Source organism: Sinomicrobium endophyticum, assembly GCF_052983315.1.
On the sequence record NZ_JBRKIS010000064.1, the window covers coordinates 18,853 to 43,220 of the forward strand.

The following is a 24,368-nucleotide window of genomic DNA, read 5'->3' on the forward strand; positions in this document are numbered from 1 at the left end:
GGTGTGTTATTACCCTATCATCAAACATTCATCCCAGGAGTTGTCTCCCGACAAATGGCTGATAATACTGAGCCCTATCCCGGCAATACCTTCGAGGAGATTAATCTCTCCTTTCCATTCTCCGTCCTGTCCTTTCCACTGCTTATACCCGGCATACCCATCCTCATGGATTGCTTTCTCAAGACCATCGGCTATCCAGAAAACCGCCGCTTCCCGGAAGATTTCTTCTCCGGTTTCGGCATACATGCGATTAAATATCTGGGCGTTGCCATAAGAACCGTGACATAAGCCCGCATCTTTTACCATATGACTCTCCGGGGAAGTTCTTTTGGCCGAATGCCGGAGAATTTCCAAAGCGGTCTCTCTTAATTCTTTATCCTGAAGACTTTTGGATGCCTGCCATAAGGAAATACCCACCCCGAGATCTCCATAACACCATGCCAAACGACTTACACTGTCTTCTTCATCCTCATCTCTGATCCAGCTGGGGAACAGGGAAATGATATCGGGGTCCTTATTCTTACAACTCAATATATATTCGGTTCCTCCTTTCAGCATATCCCGTACCTCAATCCGGAATACTTCATATTTATATAATCGGGACAAAAAGTTTATAATACTGGACATCCCATGCGATAAACTCAGGTTATATCCCTTTTCTCCCGTCTCTGCAAAGAGAACGGAAAGCCATTTTATGGTATTTCCTTCCGTTTCTCTAAGTTCCTTTAATTTCGCTACAAGCTCCAGAAGATAATTTTCATATCGCTTTTTTTGTTCCGGGGAATTGGTATTTTCAAATCGTTTCAAAAAATAAAATCCATATCCCAATGCCCCATGTAGAAAATCGTAATTCCCGTCTTTCATATCGGAAATCATAACATTGTGAAGATACGGATCGAGCTCGGCAAGTAATTCATCACTTTCCGCATCCATAAAATCCTGCTGTTCCAGGTGGTCGAGCGTCCACCCGGTTCCGGCAAGACCGGAACAATAAGTCGGAAATCCATACCCGTCGTTAATGCGTTCGATACAGTCGGTAAGAACTTCCACACCCGCATCGGCAAATTCATCAGTGTCCGTATATTTAGCGTAATAAAAATGAAACAAGGCAATACCGGCCATTCCGGCAAGTACTCCCGTTTGATCACTTTCTTTGTATTTTTCTTCTAGAATTTGGTTTATTTCCTTCAGTTTGTTTTGAAAAAGTTGTTCTTCCATGCATACATATTATGTAGGTTAGTTTATCGATCATGGCATTTTGCTCGAAATAGTAAGTCGACCTTAAGGATTAACGACAGATAACGTAACTCTGTAAAAAGTATAACCTTATCATATCATAGAGGATATTACCCAAACATAAGCAAAGCTATATTGAAATAAATCAAATATAGCTTTGAATCTAATAGGTAAGGTTCAGATGTATCCTTACATACAAGGACCGCATGTTCTGCAATGAATTGGGTCTGTTATGGGATGTACATCTGTTGTACAGTTATACTCCGTCACACATCCTCCTGTTCCGCAATTGCCAGTACCACACCCTCCGGTCCCACAGTCATTTGTGGCACAGGTGTCGTATTCATCCGTATTACAACCAACTGCAGTTTTCCATCCTCCTTTTATAGCATTCAGGTTGGAAATATTTTCTTTTCTAAGGATCAACTTTCCGGTAAGTCTCTTTTTTTTCATAATGTTTCTTCGTTTTTGGTTAGGAATCTTCTAATTTATAAAAATTAAACAAAAAACACACTGTAATTGTTACAATTTAACGCTAAAAACAAAAACCACCTCAGGATTGTTTCGGCCCAAGGTGGTAATATTTAACATTATAAATTCAAAAACAATTTTCTTTACGGGCATCCCCCGGTAGTCCCGCCGCAATTGCCATCTCCTGTAATGGGATCACAGACCTTCATTGTTGCGGGATTACAAACGGGTTGCCAGGTGTATCCGCAACCATAGCTTATCCAGTCTCCTCCTTTGATATTCTCCGAATGGAGTGTGGATATCGTACGTTTATTTAATTTCAGGGTTTTTAGGGTTCTTTTTTTCATAAGAGTGGAGCCTTTTTAATTATTGCATACTGTGGGGCATGGCTCTTTTAAAGACAGGGTAGGCCCAGGGCAGCTTGCGCAACTAATCCCGGTTTCTCCTCCTAAAATTTCGTCAGCGGTTTTACGGTCCAGACGACTAACCACTGTTTTGTTCAGATTCAGATTTTTCAGATTCTTTTTTTTCATGATACTTGATTTTTATAATTAATATGTAAGGGAGTAATCAAAATTTTTACTCTTTATCTTCATTTTTACCACCCGTGATAAACATCGGGTACGGCAAAACAAAGGGACCTAGCCGACACACGGCCGGGCCGCGGAACACTCCGGAGGCCAGGAACCGGTACAAGCCGGACTGGTCCAGTCTTCTCCGCCTTTTAATTTTTCGGGGGTAAAACCGGAAATCGTCTTTTTGTTGAGCTTGAGCGATTTTAAGCTTCTTTTTTTCATAGGAAAAGTGTTTGGGTTCGGTTGGAAGCAGGACGAAGTAAAAAATATCCCGGCGTTATATTGCCAAATACCTGTGAGGTATGACAAAATATACCATTCTATTCCGGACGGCCTTTACATAGAAGAAAATCCTGAATGGAAATTCTTTATTCCTTCCTGCAACACAAAAAATAAAATAAAAAAATCTCCCCGGAACGGGGAAATTAAAGGTCGGTTTAACCGATACAAGGTCTTGCGGCCGAACATGCCGGTGGCCAGGAATCTCCACAGCCATAGGTTGGCCAGTCTCCTCCTTTTACTTTTTCCGGATTGAAACCAGAAATTGTTTTCTTGTTTAGCTTAAGCGATTTAAGACTTCTTTTTTTCATGGTAATTACTATTTAAGATTTGGACTTTCAATATAGAAAAAAAATAACAAACCTTAAGTGTTCCGTGAAAATATTTTGGTTAATTGATAAAAAATCCTCTGTAGTATACTGAGTTCTTCGGTGATAATCTCTGCATTTCCCTGCATTTCCTGGCGGAACTCCAGTTTTTTATCAAACGAGGTTTCCAGGCTACCTACATTAACATAAATAGAATACATAGCTTCGCCTTTTTTTGGGACAGCGGATATATCTACAATTTTCCCGCTAAGCCCTCCCCATTCTTCGTAAGGATAATTATCCAGTTTTATAATCACTTTCTGTCCTACTTTAACTTTACCGGAATTCTGTACCGGCATGGTAACCTGTCCTATCAGTGAATCTGTTTCTTCCGGAACTATGGTGAAGAGAACATCTCCTGCCTTGACATTCTGGTATTTATGCCTTATGTCAAACATAGAGACTTTACCTTTCATCGGGCTCTTTAATACATAAGTAAGTTCCCAGTTATGTATTTCGTTCTTCAGGGTTTCGAGTCCTCCTTCCAGGTCTTGCTGGTAACTGTAAGTGAGTTCCTCCCCTGTGATGGTAGATTGTGTTTTATTACCACTCAATGAAGCTATGGCAATACGTGTATTGGATATGGAACTTTTAAGATTTTCATATCGTTGTTTGTCCGCAAGATATCCACGGGAAATCGATTCGAATTCGGAACGGGAGATAACCCCTTTGTCCAACAATGCTTTATTACGTGCATATTCCGACTCGGAAAACGCCAACTCCTGGGCAAAAAGATCCATCTGATTCTGTTGTTTTGTCAACAGGTCATACTGCTCTTCTATCTGCCGGGTAGCTGCCACAATTTCATTTTTATTCGGCTCCAGCAGGTGAAAAAGGACATATTTCTGATATTGGGAAGCAAAATTGGAATATGCCTGCCGGATACTTCCCAATTGAAGATGGGGCGGAAAAACCTTTGGTATGGAATCCGGCGGAATTAATGCAGGAGTAAAATCCGAAAGCCTTTTTTTCAACCAATAAACATCCCTCAGGCTGGCTGTGTTCTCCACTTCCGCTAATATCTCATTTTCTTCCACAGACTGATCTGCCGTAACATACAAGCCGGTAAGTTTTCCCCCACTATTAGCCTGGATATATGCCGGAGGGGTTTTGGTTGTGATGGTTATACGAGCCGTAATTATGTCGTCATAGCTTATCAGTGCACTACCGACGATAAGAACGAAAACTATAATAAAAACCACTGTGGTGCCCCAGCTAATCATCCAATTGGGCGCTTCTCCCAGAATTTCCTGGACCTGATCGGAACGCTCGTCCAGGAAATCGATCTTTTTCTTTTTATTTTTGGTTTCGCTCATAGGTATTTCCAAACAGATTTGAAAGGCACAATATTACTCTCCCAGTTCCAACTGATTTTTTACCAGGGTAAAATACGCTCCTTTTTTCTTCGCGAGTTCTTTATGTGTTCCCTGTTCTATTATTTTTCCTTTTTCCAGGACTATGATCTGATCTGCGTTTTTGACGGTACTCAGCCGATGTGCAACCACCACCACGGTTTTCCCTTTGTAAAACTCTTCCAGGTTTTCCATAATGGTTTTTTCATTGTTTGCGTCCAGGGCACTGGTAGCTTCGTCAAAAAAGATGTATTTGGGATCTTTATACACGGAACGGGCAATAAGAATACGCTGCCTTTGTCCGCCACTGATATTTACACCACTGGAGCCTATTTTGGTATTATATCCCGAGGGCTGTTCCTCCACAAAATCCTCTATATTTGCCACACTAACCGCGTGTATCAATCTTTCTTTGCTGATGACACCTTCCGAATCCGATTCCGTTATATTCCGCGCTATGGTATCGCCAAACAGAAAACCGTCCTGCATTACGGAACCGCATGATCTTCTCCAAATTGTGGTGTTCAGGTTTTTTAACCTGGCGTTCCCGACCTGTATAACGCCTTCGGAAGGTTCGTAAAATCTAAGAAGGAGTTTAATCAGTGTGGTTTTTCCGCTTCCGCTTGCCCCCACAATCGCAGTTACCTTCCCTTCAGGTATCTCAAAATTAAGGTTATCCAGAACCAACGGGGAAGATTGCCCTCCGTACCGAAAACTTACATCCCGAAACTTAATACTCTTATTTTCCGGAAGGTCCGTTATATTGTCTTCAAACGGATCTTCTTCATCTTCTTTCGAATGTATTTCGGCCAATCTCTCCAGACTTATTTTAGCATCCTGTCCACTTTGGATGAAAGTAATAAAGTTATTAATAGGCAGATTCAACTGTCCTATTATATATTGAACGGACAGCATCATACCCAGCGTAAGGTCCCCATCTATAACCGACTTTGCCGCTATGAAGGTTATAAGGATATTTTTTAATTCGTTCAGGAAGCGTCCCCCGGTATTCTGCGTTTGAGATAGTGACAGACCTTTTATGGATATCTTGAATAGTCGTACCTGAATAGCCTCCCATTCCCACCGTCTTCGCCGTTCCGATCCGTTCAGTTTTATTTCCTGCATCCCCGATATCAACTGGTACAGGCTGCTCTGATTATCGGAAGACTGATCGAAACGCTTATAATCCAGCTCCGCCCGTTTTTTCATAAAAAGTAAAGTCCAGCCTATATAAAAGATGGACCCAAACAGAAAAACGAGAAATATACTGAGGTTGTAATACGCCAGTATCACCCCGAATATCACCACATTAAAAGCAGAGAACAAAGTATTTAAAGTGGTTGTCGACAAAAAATTCTGTATCCGGTTATGATCGTAAATACGCTGAATAATATCTCCTGTGTTCTTGGAATCGAAAAACGCAATAGGCAGGCGCATCAGTTTAATGAGAAAATCGGAAATAAGATTGATGTTTACCCTGCTGGTTACATGCAAAAGTATCCATCCGCGAATAAGTTCTACCGTGGTTTGGGAAATAAACAGTGTTAACTGCGCGACAAGAACAAGATATACAAAATTCAGATTCTGGTAATTAATACCGTAGTCTACCACGGCCTGGGTAAGGAAGGGAAATATCAACTGAAGCAAACTCCCCACTACCAATCCCAGGATCAACTGCGTCAAATGCTTTTTATACGGTTTGAAATACCAGAACAGGAATTTAAAGCCATACTCGGTTTTTACATCTCTTCCGCTTTCGTAAAAATTGGGTGTCGGTTCCAGTAAAAGCAGGTAGCCTTCATCTTCAATATCCGCATTTTTGCCTATCCAACCGGATATAAATTCTCTTTTATCATATTTAACAAGTCCATGAGCCGGATCGGCAACGTATACCTGTCCTTTTTTTATAGCATAAACAACTACAAAATGCCGCTGTCTCCAATGTGCAATACAAGGCAGGGGCACTTCTTCTTCCAAAGTCTTGAAATCAATGCTTACCGCCAGGGAGTGAAAACCGATACTTTCGGCGGCCTCGGCAATTCCTCCGAGAGATACTCCTTCCCGTGTAATATTTGCCTTCCGGCGCAGAAAATCGGTAGCATAAGATCTTCCGTGATACCTGGCAATCATTCGAAGACAGGTAGGACCGCAATCCATTTGATCCAGCTGCCTGTAAAACGGAAATTTCTTTAGATTCATAAATAGGTTTTAGCAAGTAGAACTCCTTTTTTTGTTGGGCAAGGAATTGTGTTCAGCTTACTAAAATAAAAAAAAGTAGAGAAGTATGTATTAAAAGAATACAACAATAGAGATAAGTCATTTTTTTCATAAGACAAAATCCCGATTAAAACACTATAAAACACCTTATTATCTCATTAAAACTAAAATCCACAAATTAATGCTGCCATAGTATCTCTTTTGAGATGAATTACAATTTCACGAAGCCTTCTTCTTAAGAAGTAAGTTCAAATCCAGTTCTATTTCTTTCATCAACTGAAATATTCACTTACACACAAAACATCAAATCCCCAACGTAACCATACTTATTTTACAACATTAGATATTTTTCTCTCTTTATTTTAACAAGTATAGAAATAAAATACTAAATTAACTTAATTTAACATATTATTTGCATATGTAATTCCGTTTTTGGAATTTTACCCACAACTAATTCAAATAATAACAAAATATGAAAACAAAGTTCAGCATCATTTTAACGCTGCTGTTAGCGTTTACTGTGCACCTCTCTCATGCACAGGAAAAAACGATCTCGGGGACAGTTACCGATCAGGACGGCATGCCGCTCCCTGGGGTAAACATTGTCGTTAAGGGAACTACCAGCGGCACCCAGACTGATTTTGACGGCAATTACACTATCCGGGCAAATGCCGGGCAAACCCTCTTGTTTACCTATATAGGTCAGCAGGATGCGGAACGTACAATCGGTACGGGAAACACCATAAATGTTCAATTGGCCGAAAGCGCCCAGGCCCTGGATGAAGTGATTGTTACTTCCCAGGGTATCCGAAGAGAGAAAAAAGCACTGGGATACGCGGTGACTACCGTGGGTTCCGAAAACCTGGAGCAAAAGGCGGAAGGTGACCTCGGAAGAGTGCTAAACGGTCAGGCTTCCGGCGTTCAGATTAATGCTACCAACGGAATGTCCGGTTCGGGTACTAACATGATTATCCGGGGGTATACTTCCGTTACAGGGGGCAACCAGCCACTTTTTATTGTTGACGGAATACCGTTTAACTCAGGTACCAATGCCCAGGGCGATTTTGTGGATGGTAACAACGGGTCCAGCCGTTTTATAGACCTGGATCCCAACAGCATTGAAAGTATTTCTATTCTAAAAGGTTTAGCGGCATCCGCTCTCTACGGTACTGCCGGCAGAAACGGGGTTATCCTCATTACTACCAAGAACGGTGCTGCCGGAGCGGCTAACAAAAAATTTGAAATCACCGTAAACCAATCGGTTTTCTTTAATGAAATTGCCTCCTTCCCCGATTACACGGACAAGTACGGAGGGGGATTTGACCAGGCTTTCGGGTGGTTCTTCAGCAACTGGGGACCTTCTTTTTCCAGCACCAATCCCAACGATTTTGGTAGTGCCTTTATGGGCTTTGACAATGATGGTACTCCTCTAATAAACAACCCTACTCAAAATAATAGTGTTCTCGCATCCCATTTCCCCGAATATGCAGGAGTGCCCTATCGCTATCAACCTTATGATGGTGTCAAAGATTTTTTCCGCACGGGAACCGTACTGAATACTTCCGTAAACGTCGGCGGCCAGTCTGAGGACGGTAAAATGGCCTATAATGCCAATTTCGGCCATATGGACGACCAGGGTTTTACTCCGGGGAATTCCCTGAAAAGAAACACTTTCGGCCTGGGAGGTAAAATAGAGTTATCCAATAATTTTTCGGTTAATGGTACTTTAAACTACTCCAGAACAGATTTTATATCACCTCCTGTTGCAGCCAGTGCAGGTAACGGAGCATTCGGAGAAAGTTCTTCCGTATTCGGTCATTTGTTCTTTACACCACGCAGTATAGACCTTATGAACCTTCCCTATCAAAGCCCTGTCGACGGAAGAAGTGTATACTACCGGGGTGGAAACGACATTCAAAACCCCAGGTGGACCGCTGCCAATGCTTTCGGGAACCAATATACCAACAGGGTCTACGGAAACGGAACTGTTTCCTATAAAATAAATGATAACATTAACTTTTTCTGGAGAACAACCATAGATTTCTTTACGGAACGAAACGAAAGCGGGCAAAACAAAGGAGGTGCAGAAGGTCCGTTATTAGGCCGATACACCACCTACGATAATAAAAATACGACATGGGACCATACTTTTCAGCTGAATGGTAATTACCTCATCACTGAAGACCTCGATATCTCTTTTAACGTCGGCGCCAATGCACGGCGTACCGAATTTTCCCGCCAGGGTGTACAAAGCGATCAGCAGAAAGTGTTTAACATCTTCAGACATTATAATTTCGAATCGCAAACTCCCATACAATTCGATTCCGATCAAAATATTGTCGGGATGTACGGACAGGCGGAATTCGGTTATAAAAACTATGCGTACCTTACCCTGGTAGGCCGTAATGACTGGGTCTCCAACTTTGCCTCGGAAAACCGTAGTATCTTCTACCCGAGTGCCAGCGTTTCTTTTATCCCTACCACAGCTTTTGAAGGGTGGAGTAATTTCGAAGGACTTAATTTCCTTAAAATAAGAGCCGGGTATGGTACTTCTGCAGGTTTTGCGGGAGATTATCCTATATTTTCCGGGCTGGACCTCAACACCAGGGAATTTATCATTGACGGCACCCTGGTTACTTCCAATACCGTTGCCAACGGACTTGGTAATACCAGCCTGAAACCCGAAAGAGTATCCGAAATAGAATTGGGTATCGAATCCAGGTTCATACAAAACAGGGTGAGCCTTGATCTGTCCGTATACCAGAAAACTACTACCGACCTCATCACCAGTCGTCCTCTGGACCCCGCTACCGGGTATACTTCCACATTCACCAATATCGGGGAAGTGCAGGTAAAAGGTATTGAAGCAGACCTTTCTTATGCTGTATTCCGAAATGAAGGAGAAGGTTTTAACTGGACGATCTCCGGGAACTTCACTACAGATGAAACCACAGTCAAGGACCTGGGGAACGATACGGATAACATTCGTATTACCCAGGACAGTAACATCACCCTGGGCACCTCAGATCTTGGCAACTTTGCCGTTGAAGGAAGACCCTATGGTATAATTATGGGGAACCGGGTACTACGCGACGAAAACGGGAACCTTATGGTAGATAGCGGAGGTATGTACATCGCAGAAGCCGGTCTGTTTGAAATAGGAGATCCTAACCCGGACTGGAGACTGAACATAAACAACAACTTCCGGTATAAAAACTTCTCTCTCGGCATGAGCTGGGCATACCGCCACGGAGGTGATATTTACACCAATACCGTTTCTGCCCTGGTAGGGCGCGGGCTGGTGACAGACACCGAAGACAGGGAAGACACTTTCATCCTTCCCGGGGTAAAGGAAGACGGCACAACCAATAACATCCAGGTAAACAACTCTGATTTTTACTTTTCCAATATAGCTTTCGGCCCCAGTGAACTGCAGATATATGACGGTAGCATTTTAAGGCTTCGGGAAGTATCTTTCGGATATTCCCTGCCGCAAAGAATGCTGGAAAAAACACCTTTCGGAACCGTAAACATCACTTTTAGCGGGCAGAATCTCTGGTACAAAGCCTTCGGAGTTCCTTCCAGTACAAATTTCGATACCGACGCGGTTGGAACGGGTGTAGGAAACGGATTCGGACTTGAATTCCTGAACGGGCCGAGTTCCAGGAGATACGGAATGTCTATAAAAGTAACTTTTTAAAATATACGACCATGAAAATGTGGAATCACAAAATAATACCCATGATCTTTTCATTAGGAATATTGTTTTCCTGCGAAACAACAGATCTGGACCTTACCGAAGACCCTAACCAGCTTCCTCCCGGAGAAGCCTCTGCCGACTTCTATCTAAACAAGATACAGGTTGACTTTGCAAAACTTTTTGACGGTGAAGGTGACGAAGGACTCGCTATTGTAGCCTCCGGGGTCACAAGACTTGGGTGGATGGATACCAGGCAGTATTTACAGGCATACAGTCCTTCCGATTTTGATTACGAATGGAGAACAGCATATTCTACCATGCTGGCAGACATTTATGCCATGTATCCCCTTGCGGAAGAAACCGAACTGAAAAAGCATATTGCCATAGGAAAGGTTTTGGAAGCTTACACCATAGTAACGCTTGTAGACTTTTTCGGTGAGATCCCATATAGTGAAGCGCTTCGGGGAGCTGAAAATTTCAACCCGGCCCCCGATCCCGGAGCTTCCGTATACCAGGCAGCTCTCGGACTGCTTGATGAAGCCATTGTATTGTTCCTCGATGAAGATTACCTGGCCAATCCTCAGTTCGACATGTACTATGGTAATGATTGGACCAATTGGGAAAAACTTGCTAATTCGCTGAAAATAAAAATTTACGTACAACAACGCCTTGTAGATGACAGTGCTATAGACAATATCAACGCAATTGTAGATTCAGGGACTTATATCACAGATATCTCAGAAGACTTTCAATTTCAATGGGGGCGTAATATAGTGAATCCGGACAGCCGCCATCCCAAATACATAGACAACTATAAATCTACGGGAGCCGAAAGCTATATGCCTAACTGGCTGATGAATTACATGCAATCGGATAAAGTGGGAAACGCATATTCCACTTTTGAAAAACCAGACCCCAGGATGCAGTACTATTTCTATCGTCAGAACCCTACTACTCCCGGTAACGGGGCTCCGACCAACCAACAGGAACTCACCTGTAGCGTAGAGCCTACTCCACAACATTATATAAACGGTGGCTATTCTTTCTGTAACCTTCCAAACGGTTATTGGGGACGAGATCACGGGGATGATGACGGTATTCCCCCCGATGGGAACCGGAGAACCACCTGGGGCGTATACCCGGCAGGAGGACGATTTGATGACAATACTTTTGAAGCCGTAGATATAAGCCTCGGAGGTGGCGGTGCGGGAATTACCCCCATACTCCTCAGCTCTACAATAGACTTCCTTCTGGCGGAGATCAGCTATGAAGAAGGAAATACGGCAGACGCAAAAAGCCATATGCTTGCCGGTATTGCCAAATCTTTCTCCAAAGTAAGAAGCTTTGGCGAACTGGATGGTAATGCAGATCTGTCTGAAGCAGCGCCATTAACGGATGACATTGACTATATGGCGGAAGTCGGGCAACTTTATGATGCTGCTTCCGGAGACGAAAAATTCAACATCATAGCCAAAGAATTGTGGGTTACTCTTTTCGGTAATGGCATAGATGCCTATAATTTTTACAGAAGAACAGGAGCCCCTTATGACCTGCAGCCAAACCTAGAACCAAATCCCGGAGGGTTTATCCGGTCGTTCCTGTATCCTGCCGCATATGCCAATAATAATGCTAATGTAAGTCAGAAATCTAATGTTACCACCAGAGTATTCTGGGATACTAATCCGGAGCAAGGTTTTCCTGTTGCCAATTAAAAAAATACGAATCATGAAAAAACATTCAAATAGATTATTGCTCATGTCCTTGCTTATCATCTCATTCCTTTCCTGTGACGGAGATAAAACAGTGGATATGGTTTACGATGATATGACCAGAGGGGCCATCCTCAGAACCATCGATATAGAGTCCGATGCAACACCGTATAATTACAACACCTCTCAGTTTGAGGAAGGTTTTGGTTTTACCGTTGTTCTTCAGGAAGACGATTATGAAGACGGTGCCTTACTCCGGGAAGTTCGTACATATATACGTTTCCAGGATAACACAGACCTGGCAGACAGCAATGATACCGGGATTTCCACCGGAGATATTTTGCACAGTACTATACCCGCTTCCGAATTTACAACAGACGATGACGGTATGCCCCGGTATGTATATTCCGTTTCTGTGGCAGAAATGATCTCAACCACCGGGATAGATATATCCGAAGTAAAAGGAGGAGATAACTGGGCTGTCAGCTTCGAACTGGAACTTACGGACGGTAGGATTTTTTCCAAATCCACCGTGGGTGCCACCGTATCCGGAGGGGCTTTCTTTGCCTCTCCTTTCACCTATAACGTATCCATTCCGTGTGTGATCACGGAAAGCCTGGCGGGAACACATTCCTTTGTAACCACAAATACCTTTACAGGTACTGTTTCCGACTTTCCCGGCGAATGTGAAGAAGATACCATCACAGGTACGGTGACCTGGGAAGAAACCGATACCGAAGGTTCTTACGCTACCTCCGATCTCAGTTTTGGCCTATACCCCTGTTATGGTGCAGACCCCGATACGGAAAGCGGTACAAGAATCGGTTGGGTATGTCAGGGGTTGGAAATATCCCGGGAGGAAGATTCGGATGCCGCTGCCTATTCCTATATCATAACCGGTGTTTCCGGTCCGGAAATGACGATAGAATGGTCCAACGCTTTCGGGGAAGGCGGTACCACCGTGCTTACCAGGGAAAATGACGAAGACTGGCCGGCTATCTTTACGGAAAACAATTAATAAGTAAACTTGAAGAAGGGGCGTACCGCCCCTTTCTTTGTTATTAGCTAATAATGAAATCCCGGAAAATCCAAATAATACCCGTTACCCTTTTCGCAATGTTATTTACTATTGCACTCTATCCCCAGGATCCATCCAACAGGGCACAACCAGCCAACCGGTTTACAGAAGACCTCAGGGTTATAGAATATGCCCAACAGGTGATCCGGAAAATAGATCCTTCCAGACACAACAGGACAACAGCTACAAAAATCACCGGTTCTGCTTACCTGGACGAAAATTTTGCCCCCGGCATCATATACTACCGGGACAAAGCTCTTGGTGAACATATGCTGCGATATAACATCTATGCCGAAGAATTTGAACTAAAAAAAGAAGATACCATACATGCTGTCGCAGCGGCAAGTGACATAGAAATAGTGTTGAATAAGAGAAAATTTATCTTCAAATACTACAAGAACAGGGATGTGAAAGAATTCGGGTACTTTGAAGTAGTTTCCAAAAATGAAAAGTGTACTTTACTGAAAAAATATCGAAAAGTCCTCACGGAATCTAAGCCTGCAGTAACGAGTTTTGATGTGGATGTACCCGCAAGATTCGTTGACCTGGAAGATTTTTTTGTGCTGTTTGGCGACGAGGAAATCGTGGAGATAAAATCTAAAAACAACTATGTTATAAAGCTATTTAAAGCCAGAGGAGCAGATATAAAACTGTATATTAGAGAAAATAACCTGAACGTCAAAGAATCAGAAGACCTGATAAACGTTATTGAATATTGCAACTCTTTATTGCAGTTATGACCACTGAAATTCAAAGAATATGCCGATAAAATAACATGTTCGGAAGCTGTAAAAGACACAGTCCTGAGTGTCTCTAAATGTTTGGGAGAAATCAACCTGTTAATTTTCAATTATGCTACAAGATTTACTAAAGTTAAAAGACGTTCAGGTACTGAACAAAAACGAACAGAAAACAATTCTTGGCGGAGCTCCTCCCGGAACTCCTACAAAGTGTTGTGATCCCGAATTGACATGCTGCACCACAAATCCCGAATATGACGGGACAAACTGTAGATTTATCCCAGGTCCTCCCTGTGTATAACGACGAGTTCTTTTAACAGTCTTAAATTTACAAATGTATGAAAGCTGTTTTTATCCAGGATAAGAACAGCTTCTTTTTCATACCTTTGCCCCATGCAAAAAGACTATCAGATATTCGGTATCCGGGCGGTAATAGAAGCCATTAATTCCGGTAAAGCCATTGACAAGGTCTTCATCCAGAAAGGGCTGAAGGGCGCATTGTTCTCGGAATTGGAAACCCTGCTCCGCAAAGAACAGATAAACGCATCATTTGTTCCCCTGGAGAAACTCGATCGACTCAGCAAAAAAAATCATCAGGGTGTTATTGCCAATATATCGCCTGTGGAATTTCATTCCCTGGAAAACCTGGTTATGAATACTGTAGAATCCGGGGAAACACCTTTCTTTTTACTTTTGGACCAGCTTACGGACGTGCGGAATTTCGGTGCTGTCATCCGCACTGCCGAATGCACCGGGGTACACGGTATCATTGTCCAGAACAAAGGAGGAGCTCCCGTAACAGCCGATACGGTAAAGACTTCTGCAGGGGCAGCGTTTAATGTACCTATTTGCAGGGTAGACCATATCAAAGATGCTGTATTTTATCTCCAGGCATCCGGTATACAAGTCATTGCCGCTACCGAAAAAACCGAAGATACGCTTTACGATCTGCAACTGGACACTCCCCTGGCTATTGTAATGGGGGCTGAGGATAAAGGTATTTCACCATCCGTTCTGAAATCTGCCGACCACAGGGCCCGGCTTCCCATGTATGGTAGTATTGGCTCGTTGAATGTATCCGTGGCCTGCGGTGTTTTTTTATATGAAGTGGTAAGACAACGACAAAATACCCTCTAAATTTGCTATTGTAAAACAAAACCCTTTTCCGTAGATACCGGGACAGGAATAAAATAACGTTACCATGAAAATAGAAGCGATCCCACAAATAAAATATACCGATACCAACAACTTTTTCCTCCTTGCCGGCCCATGTGCCATAGAAGGAGAAGAGATGGCCATGCGCATTGCGGAAAAAGTAGTAAATATTACCGACAAGCTACAGATACCATACGTATTCAAAGGAAGTTTCAAAAAAGCCAACCGCAGCCGTATAGACAGTTTTACCGGTATCGGCGACGAAAAAGCTCTTAAAATACTCCGGAAGGTGTCCGAAACCTTTCATATTCCCACGGTTACGGATATTCATGAAATAGATGATGCCACCAAAGCTGCAGAGTATGTGGATATTCTACAAATCCCTGCATTTCTTGTTCGCCAGACCGATCTGGTGGTTGCCGCGGCAAAAACGGGAAAGACCATAAACCTGAAAAAAGGACAGTTTATGAGTCCGGAAAGTATGAAACATGCCGTACAGAAAGTTCTGGACAGTGGTAATGAGCAAGCGGTTATTACGGACAGAGGAACTATGTTCGGATACCAGGACCTGATCGTAGATTTCCGGGGGATTCCCACTATGCGGCAATATGCCCCGGTGGTACTGGATATCACCCACTCGCTTCAGCAGCCCAACCAAACCAGCGGAGTTACCGGGGGAAGACCGGATATGATCGAAACCATTGCCCGTGCAGGTGTGGTTAACGGCGTGGACGGATTGTTCCTCGAGACCCACTTCGACCCGGCTAATGCCAAAAGTGACGGAGCAAACATGCTCCATATCGATCACCTGGAAAAATTATTGACCAACCTGGTTGCCATCCGAAAAACAATAAATTCCCTTTAACAGGTATCGCTATTGGGGAAAATATGCGCATATATTAGTTGTCTTATCAGACAGAAAAAGCTATCTTAGTTTAGACAAATCTTTAAAATAATAAAAGATATGAGTATTCTGAGAATAATATTTGCAATTATCCTCCCTCCTTTGGGTGTATTCCTTACCGTAGGTCTCAAAGGAGCTTTCTGGTTGAATATTCTTTTAACCCTGTTAGGGTTTCTTCCCGGAATTATTCATGCCATATGGATTATTGCAAAACACGATAAATAATGCAGATACCGGAAATAACGGCCATTGCGCTTTCTTCCGTTTTTATTATTTTCACTCTTGCTCCACTCCTGAAGTGGGACGACTGGCAGATTCGTATGTTTGATTTTCCCCGAATGCAGTTGTGGCTACTGGGAATAACAGGACTTGTATTATGTCTTTGTTTTTTTCATTTTACAACTCCATTTCCCTTTATTTTTACAGGTGTTTTAACTCTTTGTATTTTCTATCAGACATCAAAAATTTTACCGTATACCCCATTTTACAGAACGGAAGTAATCCGTTACAAAGGAAAAAAGGATGATCATAATCGTATTTCTTTCCTGATAAGTAACGTACTTACCCCAAACAGAAATTCCGACAAACTCATTGAACTTATACGCCGGAAAAATCCAAATATGGTACTTACCCTGGAAACGGATTCCTGGTGGGAAGAGCAATTGAACGTCCTTGAAAAAGATTACCCGTATAGTGTTAAAATCCCGCTAGATAATCTTTACGGAATGCACCTGTACTCCAACCTGGAACTGGAAGATGCAAAAACAATGTACCTGGTGAAAGACGATATCCCGTCTATTGAATCTTATGTAAAGCTACCTTCCGGGAAGAAAGTTAAAATCCATTGTCTCCATCCTATGCCGCCAAGTCCTACGGAAAGTGATACCTCTACAGACAGGGATGCCGAATTATTACTTGTGGGGGAAAAGGTAAAAAGGGCAGAAGAAACCACTCTTGTTTTCGGAGACCTGAACGATGTGGCCTGGTCATATACCACCACCCTTTTCCGGAAAATCAGCGGATTATTAGACCCGAGAATAGGCAGGGGAATGTTCAGTACATTTCATGCCGGCTATTTTTTTCTTCGATGGCCGCTGGATCACGTATTCCATTCCAAGGATTTTATGCTTAATAAAATCCGCAGATTACCTGGCGTAGGCTCGGATCATTTTCCTATATATGCCGATCTGCAATTCCGTACACTCGCCGAAAAAGTACAGGAAGAACCTGAAGCAGACCGCGAAGATAAAGATCTTGCGCAGGAAAAAATTGCCAAGGCAGATCCTATCGTCAAAACAGAAAAAACCCAATACAAGTCAACCGGCGCATGAATCCGGAAAGCGCCCCTCTATTTGCCATCGACATAATCCTGCAAGTAGGCATAACGATCGGTTAAGCGCCCTTCACAAGTCATTCGCGCACGCTCCAGGACACCATCTTTGTCCTCATTAAAAAAAGCAGGCATAACATATTCCGTGAACATATCACCGAATCCTTCACTGGCATCCCTGGGCAATTCACAGGGCAGGTTATCTACTGCCATTACTGCTATAGCGTCATCCTGCCTGAAATCTGTCTCCGCCCCGGTTCGAGGATCATAACCGTAAACGGGGTCGGCGATGGTAGATGCCCGAATAGTAGACGCAACCGGGCCGTCTATATCACAGCTTATATCCGCTACAACACAAATATTAAACTCCGGGGACATAGCATCTTTACGGGTGAAAATAGCGGGAGCCCCTTGACCGTAAAAATGTCCTGCTATGTATAGGTCCGTTACGCGGGCAAACCGCATAAAATCGGATTCATATTCCTGCGGATTCTTGTAAAAATCCGGAACAGAAGCAGATTCTCCGTTTTTCCTTTTATTATACTCCAGTACATCTATCCGGCAATATACTGGGTGCGAAAAGGTCTGGTTCAGATACATCTCATAATCTACCTCTTTAAGTCCCATACCGTCCAGCATTTCTTTTACACCTCCGCCTACTCTTCCCTTTCCGGTAAGCAGTATTTTTATATCGGGCAGCTTTGTTTTTTTCAAAACTTCGATCAAAGCCAATTGGTCCGGAAGTGTGTCGGCTTTAGGGATGTCGTAAAGTCCTGATTTTAACCCATAAGCTCTTATTCCGTTATATGCCCCTACTATCCCCGCATAACGTCCGAATGCCACTAATCGTCGTCCACCGGGTGCCGTTATGACCTCGTGGTCGTACAATTCTATATTTTTATCCAGGATAGCCTGTAATAATTTTCGATTGTACGGCTGCTTTTTAATAGTATGTGAAAAGAAAAAATATTTTTTACCACGGATCAAAGCATCTGCAGGAACCTCTTTCACCCCTAAAAGTACATCACAATCCGCAACATCATCTGTAACAGGAAAACCGGCTTCTTCATAATCTTTATCCGAAAAAACCCGGATGTCCGAGCTTTCTATATATAATTCCACCTGCGGGAACTGTTCTTTAATTCGTATACAGGCAGATGGAGACAATACCACCCTTTTATCCGGAGGGTTTTTTCTCTCCCTGATTATTCCAAATTTCATGTAATTATATTTTTATAACTTTTTGGCATACTATTTGTTTCAAATGTAACTGTTGTAATTATTCCCCGCAAGATTTTCGGCGAATAATTTTTTGTAGTACCTTTGCGGTTCCGTAATTATTTTACGACGTTCTTTACATACTGGGGTCGACTGGTTTTGACAGCGGGTCGAATTGAAATGTAAGCATGCAGAGCGCTGGGATATAGCTCTTAAATCTCATGTTTCACACCTTTTAAATGGCGAGAATAACTACGCTCTTGCTGCGTAATCCGAATTATAGTAGGATTTAGCCACGTTTCCGCAAGGCGGAAAAGCAGGATGTCTCCGGATAGCCCTTGTTGACGGCGGTCCGCAAGGAGGCACCATAAAAGTCAACATAGAGATATTGTAGCTTCGGCAATATTTTAAACCTTAAGAAGCTAAGCGCACGGTAGGCGGTTTTCGGTCAGCCCTGCGTCGAAAAACGAACGAGAACTAAGCATGTAGAAAGCTTTTTAATTGCCTGTTTGGACGAGAGTTCGATTCTCTCCGACTCCACTAATAAACCCTCGTAAACACTGAGTTTACGGGGGTTTAATTTTAAAAGGGAAAGAATAAGGGAAAATTGCAATTGGTAATTTTATAGATTTTTCCATCGGGAAAAAGGTATTTTAAGACACACGATCATCGTGCCGAAAATTCCTCAAACAAGCCAGAAATTCCTGCAACTTCATCGAGACATATTTTTGTTTGATTTCACATATCTCACAGGAGAGATCATATCCCGGAAACCTCACGTCTTAGACGAACTCAATACTATTTTACCTGGTTATCCCTCCCTAAGACTTCCGAAAACTTAACTGCTATTGATGTCCCTATGAAAAAGTTATTATTGGAAGTTCCGTCCTTAGTCTCAAATACAGTATCACGACTATGCAACCAACGGCCTTCCAGCCTGCAAGACATCCAGGGAATCGGTGCATAATCGACATTCCAGGATAATCCTGTGGTTGTAAATCCGTTTGCCGTTCCCGTTGGAATAATAATCCCGGTTTTATCCTGGTAGTATTCTGCCCGGATTGCTGTTTTCCAGTTTTCATTTACCGTATATTGCCCTATCAAAACCGGGCTCAGCCAAATATCATATGCCGAACTGTTTTTCTGTTTTTGTTGTATCCCCATATCAAAACCTGCGGTGATCCCAAGCCTGTCCGTCAGCTGAAACTGGCCGTATACATTATTAAAATACCGCATCCGTCGTGTACTGTCCGGATCATCGGTACCAATAAACGTACTCCAGTTCAACGTCATTCCGTCACCCGGACTGTAAGTCACCCTGGTACCAAAAGAAAGCAGGGAATTTCCCTGTAACCGTTCAATACGCTGCCAGCCGTTGCAAACCAATACGGCTAATTCCCATGTACTGCTCGGTGTATAAGTGAGCCTGGCTCCTGTGAGAAAGTAAGGAGAATTCTCTGCTAACATAGACCTTGTCAATGTCGGGTTATCCATAGAAACGGCACTTTCAAAACCTATATGTGAAGGTAAGATCCCGGCATCCAGCCAAAGATTGTTCTTTTGGTTTAACGATATTCCGATGTTGGCCTCAAAGATGTTTTTCAAAACTCCGGGTTCGGCTGCGTAATTGTCATTGGCATAGGTACCTGCCTGCATGGCCAGATTAGCCCTGTATTTTTCGTGTTCCAACGCCAGGCTTACCAGTCCCAGGTTCAGGTTAAATTCATTATGCCGGTTGTGATTAAAGAAAAAAGGCTGGCGATAGTCCGTTCCGGGGTGGTTAAAATCATAGACATAAAACACGTCCATAAAACCGGAAAGGCGGATTTGAGGCTTTTGTTGCCAGGAACTATCGGTCTGTGCCATACTGTGATTGAAGACGGTAAAAAGGCAAATACAAAGAATTATTGATCTTATGTACATAGTTTAAAATTTTAAGAAACTATCTGAGAAAAGAAAGGAGAAATACTAAACAGCCAGATCGTCCAGGTCTGCTCTTGTTTTGAGTCGTTGTCTTTTCGCCAGAATCGCCAGACCAAAAGTCAGTACTCCCAATCGACCGACAAACATAACAAAGATGACTACCAGTTTACCCGAAGCACTCAGATCGCCCGTAATACCAGTACTTAACCCCACCGTACCGATGGCAGAAGTGATCTCGAACAGGATATTGTGCAGGGGAAAATCTTCTGTGAAGGCCAGCAATAAGGTAGCCACAAATATGACCGAAGCATAAAGGATAAAAACCGAAGTCGCTACATACAAGCGCTCCAAAGGAATGGTCTTACCAAAAAAAGTCACCCGGTTATTGTTCCGGATACGGCTCCACATAATGGCTATCAAAGCTGTTAGGGTTGTGGATTTCAGTCCACCTCCGGTACCGGAAGGAGAAGCTCCTACATACATCAAAAGAATGACTATAAGAAGAACGGCTAGCGAAAAATCACCGATCGGAATCGTATTAAAACCTACCGTGGTCAATGCGGTCATGGCCTGGAAAAAGGAAGCCATTAGTTTAGAGCTTCCCAGAGAACTTACAGACGGCTCAAAAAAGTAAATCATAGCAGTACCTATCGTCAATAAAAGAAAGAGTACCGTAAAAATGATTTTAGTAGTATAGGTAATACATTTGACCTTTCCGGATAGCCTGTTCCATACATCCGTCACCACGATAAAGCCCAGGGACCCGCAAATAGCCAGTACCGAGAGGATAACGTTGACCGGAGTATTTCCGGCAAATTGTTCAAAACTGTCATTATAAAGCCCGAATCCCGCCGTACAGAAAGCGGAAACACTGTGATAGATACTGCTCCAGATGGCAAAATTGTGTTCTACCCCGGCACTGGTAAAAGCTATATACAGGGACAAGGCCCCGAGGGTTTCTATCACCACGGTAAAAATAATGACCGCCCGCAAAAAATCCTTGATCTGGAACCCTTTGGGCATGGCAAACTCTGCATTCAGAATACGTTGGTGCCAGTGAGTAAGGTTACTTTTTTTGGACAATAAAATAAAAGAAGTAAAAGTCATATAGCCGATACCTCCTATCTGAAAAAGTATCATCACCACCAGTTGTCCGAACCAGTTATAAGTGTCAAATACACTTACGGTTACCAATCCGGTTGTAGAAATCGCCGAAGTAGCAATAAACAGGCTATCCAGGGCTGAAACCGCCTGTTTGTGAAAAAAAGGAAAACATAAGAGCAACCAGCCTATACAAGTATAGGTGATAAATCCATACAGTAAATTCTGTTGTGGAGAAAGAGACAATTGGAATTTCCGATATTTTTTAATTAAACTGTGCATATATTTTTTCTTAAAAACAGTCTAAAAGACCAAACTTAATCACTATTTATTTTTTCTTCCAGGAGGTTTAGACGAGTGTGAAGCTGTTCCAGGCAATTTTTTATGGGATACATCTCCGGAAAATGAAGCTGGCCCGAAGTGCCAATCCGGATAATTTCTTCCACCTGTTTTTTGGAAATTTCCAGGCAGTCTTTAAATTCTTTCCTGTTTCCGGCCCCCAGCAACCTGTCCAGGCTCTTCCCTATATCTTCATCACACCGGAAAATTCTGGTCATGTCCGTAGTATGTCTTTCTCGACACAACAATTTCAAAGCATTTACATCGAGGCAAATGTTAACAATGATCGCTGCGGTATCTTCGCCCCAGTCAAAAATTCTGTTTTCGGTAGTCATTTTTTTAATATTACTATTGAGCATTCAGAATAGCATGGATATAGACCAGAAGAAAGGCCGTAACCATTAAAACGATGATAATAACAGCAGGCCAGACCAGGTAGCGGATTTCCCGGTACCAATCTTTTAAGGAATGATAGGACACCCCTTCGGTTTCGTCATAGAAAAAATTCCATTTCATCTCTTCTTTTTATTTGTTTCTCACAGGCCGTATGGAAATCGAAGACTCACCGACTCCATCATATAATTTAAATTCGTTGTGAGTAATACCCGGGAATATTATCGCCGATGATCCCGATAATTATCGGGATCGGAAATAAGTCCGAACTGTTCATGGGCATTTCACACCTGTGATATTTGAACACTACAAAGGTCAGGTGAAAGGGATATGTAAAAAATCAAGGTTTATTGCGGAGATATAAAGATTTTATAAAGGTCACTGAAAGCGATAACCGACGCCACTTTCGGTAATAATATGCTGCGGGTTATTGGGATTCTCTTCGATTTTTTTACGCAGAGTACCCACAAACACCCGGAGGTATTGGGTTTCGGCTTGGTAACTATAACCCCAGATCTCCTTTAAAATATACTGGTGCGTCAATACCCTGCCTTCGTTCCTGGCAAAAAGAGCCAAAAGATTATATTCTGTTGAGGTTAGCTTTATAATTTTACCGTCCTTTTTAACCACCCGTGCTACCAGGTTTATTTCAAGAACACCACAGACTATTGTGGTTTCGTTCGCTACATGTTGACTTCTCCGTATAGCAGAACGTATCCTTGCCAGTAGCTCCCCGGTTCTGAATGGTTTGGTGAGGTAGTCGGTAGCCCCGTTGTCCAGTGCGGAAATAATGTCGCTTTCACCATCCCGGACAGAGAGAATTATAATGGGCTTGTGATACCATTCTTTTAATTCTTTCAGGATGTCGTGTCCGCTTTTGTCGGGCAAACCCAGGTCCAGGAGGATGAGTTCCGGCAGATGGTTTGCTGCCAGGGCCAGGCCTTCTTTCCCGTTCACGGCCTGTATTGCCTTATAACCGTTACTTTCCAGGTTGATCTGAAGTAGTTTTCGTATCTGGGGTTCATCGTCAATAATAAGTATTTCCGCTTTATTCATCTTCCAAAGGATTAAGGAATGAGGTTTCCGAGGGAATATCAATAGTGAATATAGCCCCGCCTTCCTGTTGGTTTTCCAGTTGAATTCTTCCGTCAAGGGCTTCGGTAAATCCTTTGGCTATGGAAAGGCCTAACCCTGTTCCTCCGGTAGCCGAATGGGACAACCTGTAAAATTTGTCAAAAACCAGGCCTATCTCATCTTCCGGAAATCCCGGTCCGTTATCTGAAATGGTAATTCTGCATTGGTCTCCCGTATTTTCCACTTTAATTTGGATCGTGGTTCCACCAGGAGTGTGCTGTAAAGCATTGTGAAGGACATTGTGTAACACCTGTGCGGTAAGCCCGCTGTCCATTTTAAAAAGGGGAAGGTTTTCATCCGGTGTAAATTCTATATAATGCTCCCTGGCATCTTCCTTATTGCTTTGAATAACCTTAAAAACCAGCTCGTTTGTATCGCACCAGTCCGGATTGGGTTTTAATATCCCGGCTTCCAGCCTGCTCATACTCAAAAGGTTTTCCACCTGCCGGTTCAGGCGAAACGCTGCAATTTCAATTTCGGAATATAATTCCGTTTTGTTACCATGAGACAATTTCCCTCCATTGTCCTTAATAGTATCAATGGCTCCGATTATCGCAGATATGGGTGTCCGCAATTCGTGTGACAGGGAATTGAGCAGGGTGTTGTACAAACGGATACTTTTCTCCCTTTCTTCCTCATCCCTGGCTTTTCTTTCATATTCCCTGATCTTGAAAGTCAATACCGCATTGATCAGGGCAATGACAAAATACATCAGGAACATCAAGGCGTCTTCCGGGGTACCGATATGAAAGGTAAAGGTGGGCGGGATAAAGAAAAAATTCCAGATCAGGGCACTAAGGAACGCGGTGATCAGAACAGGGAAAATGTCAAACAACATGGCCAGTAGTGAAACGACCAGCAACAAAACCAGGGCCACCACCCGATAACCGATAAAATCTACCGAAAAAAAAGCGATGATCGAAGTCAAAATGATAAGAAAAACACTTATCGCATATTGACTGGCAGGGTTATATTTCCTCGTTCTGAATAAATCCAACGAATTGTTTTGTTACAAATTTAGGGAATGAGATATAAAGATTTTACAAAGATGTATGATAAGCTATTCAAATATACTAAGAAACAGATTTTTGCAGAGATAACCCTCACATATCTCTTTAACAGTTTCTAAAAATCAATAACATCCAA

23 protein-coding genes and 1 other RNA gene are annotated in these 24,368 nt (G+C 42.8%); 9 read left to right on the forward strand and 15 right to left on the reverse strand.

What is annotated here, in order from left to right:
- Nucleotides 1-9 precede the first annotated feature (9 nt).
- From ACVBDU_RS22135 to ACVBDU_RS22170, 8 genes are all read right to left on the reverse strand, one after another.
- Nucleotides 10-1,218 (reverse strand): lanthionine synthetase C family protein, encoded by a 1,209-nt coding sequence (locus ACVBDU_RS22135; RefSeq protein ID WP_447181853.1) that lies wholly within the window; start codon nucleotides 1,216-1,218, stop codon nucleotides 10-12.
- A gap of 207 nt (nucleotides 1,219-1,425) precedes the next feature.
- Nucleotides 1,426-1,689 (reverse strand): hypothetical protein, encoded by a 264-nt coding sequence (locus ACVBDU_RS22140; RefSeq protein ID WP_447181854.1) that lies wholly within the window; start codon nucleotides 1,687-1,689, stop codon nucleotides 1,426-1,428.
- Nucleotides 1,690-1,850: 161 nt separating this feature from the next.
- Nucleotides 1,851-2,054 carry a hypothetical protein gene (locus tag ACVBDU_RS22145; RefSeq protein WP_447181855.1) on the reverse strand — a complete coding sequence of 68 codons (204 nt, stop codon included), beginning with the start codon at nucleotides 2,052-2,054 and terminating at the stop codon, nucleotides 1,851-1,853.
- 15 nt (nucleotides 2,055-2,069) lie between these two features.
- Nucleotides 2,070-2,240 carry a class I lanthipeptide gene (locus tag ACVBDU_RS22150; protein ID WP_447181856.1) on the reverse strand — a complete coding sequence of 57 codons (171 nt, stop codon included), beginning with the start codon at nucleotides 2,238-2,240 and terminating at the stop codon, nucleotides 2,070-2,072.
- Between the two features lie 108 nt (nucleotides 2,241-2,348).
- Entirely contained in the window at nucleotides 2,349-2,504 is a 156-nt protein-coding gene (locus ACVBDU_RS22155) for a hypothetical protein (RefSeq protein ID WP_447181857.1), read from the reverse strand.
- Nucleotides 2,505-2,719: 215 nt separating this feature from the next.
- A complete protein-coding gene (locus ACVBDU_RS22160) occupies nucleotides 2,720-2,872 on the reverse strand; it encodes a hypothetical protein (RefSeq protein ID WP_170164599.1) in 153 nt (50 codons plus the stop codon).
- Between the two features lie 53 nt (nucleotides 2,873-2,925).
- Entirely contained in the window at nucleotides 2,926-4,245 is a 1,320-nt protein-coding gene (locus tag ACVBDU_RS22165) for an HlyD family secretion protein (protein WP_447181858.1), read from the reverse strand.
- Between the two features lie 33 nt (nucleotides 4,246-4,278).
- Complete coding sequence (locus ACVBDU_RS22170) at nucleotides 4,279-6,480, reverse strand: peptidase domain-containing ABC transporter (RefSeq protein WP_447181859.1); 2,202 nt, start codon at nucleotides 6,478-6,480, stop codon at nucleotides 4,279-4,281.
- 490 nt (nucleotides 6,481-6,970) lie between these two features.
- On the opposite strand from ACVBDU_RS22170, the gene ACVBDU_RS22175 reads away from it, so the two are divergent.
- From ACVBDU_RS22175 to ACVBDU_RS22210, 8 genes are all read left to right on the forward strand, one after another.
- The gene (locus ACVBDU_RS22175) at nucleotides 6,971-10,198 is read left to right on the forward strand and encodes a SusC/RagA family TonB-linked outer membrane protein (RefSeq protein WP_447181860.1); all 3,228 of its coding nucleotides are present in this window, start codon (nucleotides 6,971-6,973) and stop codon (nucleotides 10,196-10,198) included.
- Between the two features lie 11 nt (nucleotides 10,199-10,209).
- Entirely contained in the window at nucleotides 10,210-11,910 is a 1,701-nt protein-coding gene (locus tag ACVBDU_RS22180; protein WP_447181861.1) for a SusD/RagB family nutrient-binding outer membrane lipoprotein, read from the forward strand.
- 13 nt (nucleotides 11,911-11,923) lie between these two features.
- Nucleotides 11,924-12,925, forward strand: coding sequence for a hypothetical protein (locus tag ACVBDU_RS22185; protein WP_447181862.1), 1,002 nt, complete (start codon nucleotides 11,924-11,926; stop codon nucleotides 12,923-12,925).
- A 98-nt stretch (nucleotides 12,926-13,023) separates the two neighbouring features.
- Complete coding sequence (locus tag ACVBDU_RS22190) at nucleotides 13,024-13,725, forward strand: hypothetical protein (protein WP_447181863.1); 702 nt, start codon at nucleotides 13,024-13,026, stop codon at nucleotides 13,723-13,725.
- Between the two features lie 393 nt (nucleotides 13,726-14,118).
- The gene (rlmB, locus tag ACVBDU_RS22195; RefSeq protein ID WP_447181864.1) at nucleotides 14,119-14,862 is read left to right on the forward strand and encodes a 23S rRNA (guanosine(2251)-2'-O)-methyltransferase RlmB; all 744 of its coding nucleotides are present in this window, start codon (nucleotides 14,119-14,121) and stop codon (nucleotides 14,860-14,862) included.
- A 64-nt stretch (nucleotides 14,863-14,926) separates the two neighbouring features.
- Nucleotides 14,927-15,745: a 3-deoxy-8-phosphooctulonate synthase gene (gene kdsA, locus ACVBDU_RS22200; RefSeq protein WP_447181865.1), complete on the forward strand. Its 819-nt coding sequence runs from the start codon at nucleotides 14,927-14,929 to the stop codon at nucleotides 15,743-15,745.
- Nucleotides 15,746-15,844: 99 nt separating this feature from the next.
- A complete protein-coding gene (locus ACVBDU_RS22205) occupies nucleotides 15,845-16,009 on the forward strand; it encodes a YqaE/Pmp3 family membrane protein (RefSeq protein ID WP_447181866.1) in 165 nt (54 codons plus the stop codon).
- A complete protein-coding gene (locus tag ACVBDU_RS22210) occupies nucleotides 16,009-17,115 on the forward strand; it encodes an endonuclease/exonuclease/phosphatase family protein (RefSeq protein ID WP_447181867.1) in 1,107 nt (368 codons plus the stop codon). Before ACVBDU_RS22205 ends, ACVBDU_RS22210 begins: the two co-directional genes overlap by 1 nt.
- 17 nt (nucleotides 17,116-17,132) lie before the next feature.
- On the opposite strand, the gene ACVBDU_RS22215 is transcribed toward ACVBDU_RS22210, so the two are convergent.
- Nucleotides 17,133-18,335 carry an NAD(P)-dependent oxidoreductase gene (locus tag ACVBDU_RS22215; protein WP_447181868.1) on the reverse strand — a complete coding sequence of 401 codons (1,203 nt, stop codon included), beginning with the start codon at nucleotides 18,333-18,335 and terminating at the stop codon, nucleotides 17,133-17,135.
- 142 nt (nucleotides 18,336-18,477) lie between these two features.
- On the opposite strand from ACVBDU_RS22215, the gene ssrA reads away from it, so the two are divergent.
- Nucleotides 18,478-18,875: a transfer-messenger RNA gene (gene ssrA, locus ACVBDU_RS22220) on the forward strand.
- Between the two features lie 255 nt (nucleotides 18,876-19,130).
- On the opposite strand, the gene ACVBDU_RS22225 is transcribed toward ssrA, so the two are convergent.
- The 6 genes from ACVBDU_RS22225 to ACVBDU_RS22250 form a co-directional block, all read right to left on the reverse strand.
- Complete coding sequence (locus ACVBDU_RS22225; protein WP_447181869.1) at nucleotides 19,131-20,255, reverse strand: porin; 1,125 nt, start codon at nucleotides 20,253-20,255, stop codon at nucleotides 19,131-19,133.
- 45 nt (nucleotides 20,256-20,300) lie between these two features.
- A complete protein-coding gene (locus ACVBDU_RS22230) occupies nucleotides 20,301-21,638 on the reverse strand; it encodes a TrkH family potassium uptake protein (protein WP_447181870.1) in 1,338 nt (445 codons plus the stop codon).
- Nucleotides 21,639-21,673: 35 nt separating this feature from the next.
- A complete protein-coding gene (locus ACVBDU_RS22235) occupies nucleotides 21,674-22,030 on the reverse strand; it encodes a hypothetical protein (protein ID WP_447181871.1) in 357 nt (118 codons plus the stop codon).
- A gap of 13 nt (nucleotides 22,031-22,043) precedes the next feature.
- Nucleotides 22,044-22,211 carry a hypothetical protein gene (locus tag ACVBDU_RS22240; protein ID WP_447181872.1) on the reverse strand — a complete coding sequence of 56 codons (168 nt, stop codon included), beginning with the start codon at nucleotides 22,209-22,211 and terminating at the stop codon, nucleotides 22,044-22,046.
- 255 nt (nucleotides 22,212-22,466) lie between these two features.
- The gene (locus ACVBDU_RS22245) at nucleotides 22,467-23,144 is read right to left on the reverse strand and encodes a response regulator (RefSeq protein WP_447181873.1); all 678 of its coding nucleotides are present in this window, start codon (nucleotides 23,142-23,144) and stop codon (nucleotides 22,467-22,469) included.
- Nucleotides 23,137-24,219, reverse strand: a complete 1,083-nt coding sequence (locus ACVBDU_RS22250; protein ID WP_447181874.1) for an ATP-binding protein — start codon at nucleotides 24,217-24,219, stop codon at nucleotides 23,137-23,139. The genes ACVBDU_RS22245 and ACVBDU_RS22250 overlap by 8 nt, the downstream gene beginning before the upstream one ends.
- Nucleotides 24,220-24,368 lie beyond the last annotated feature (149 nt).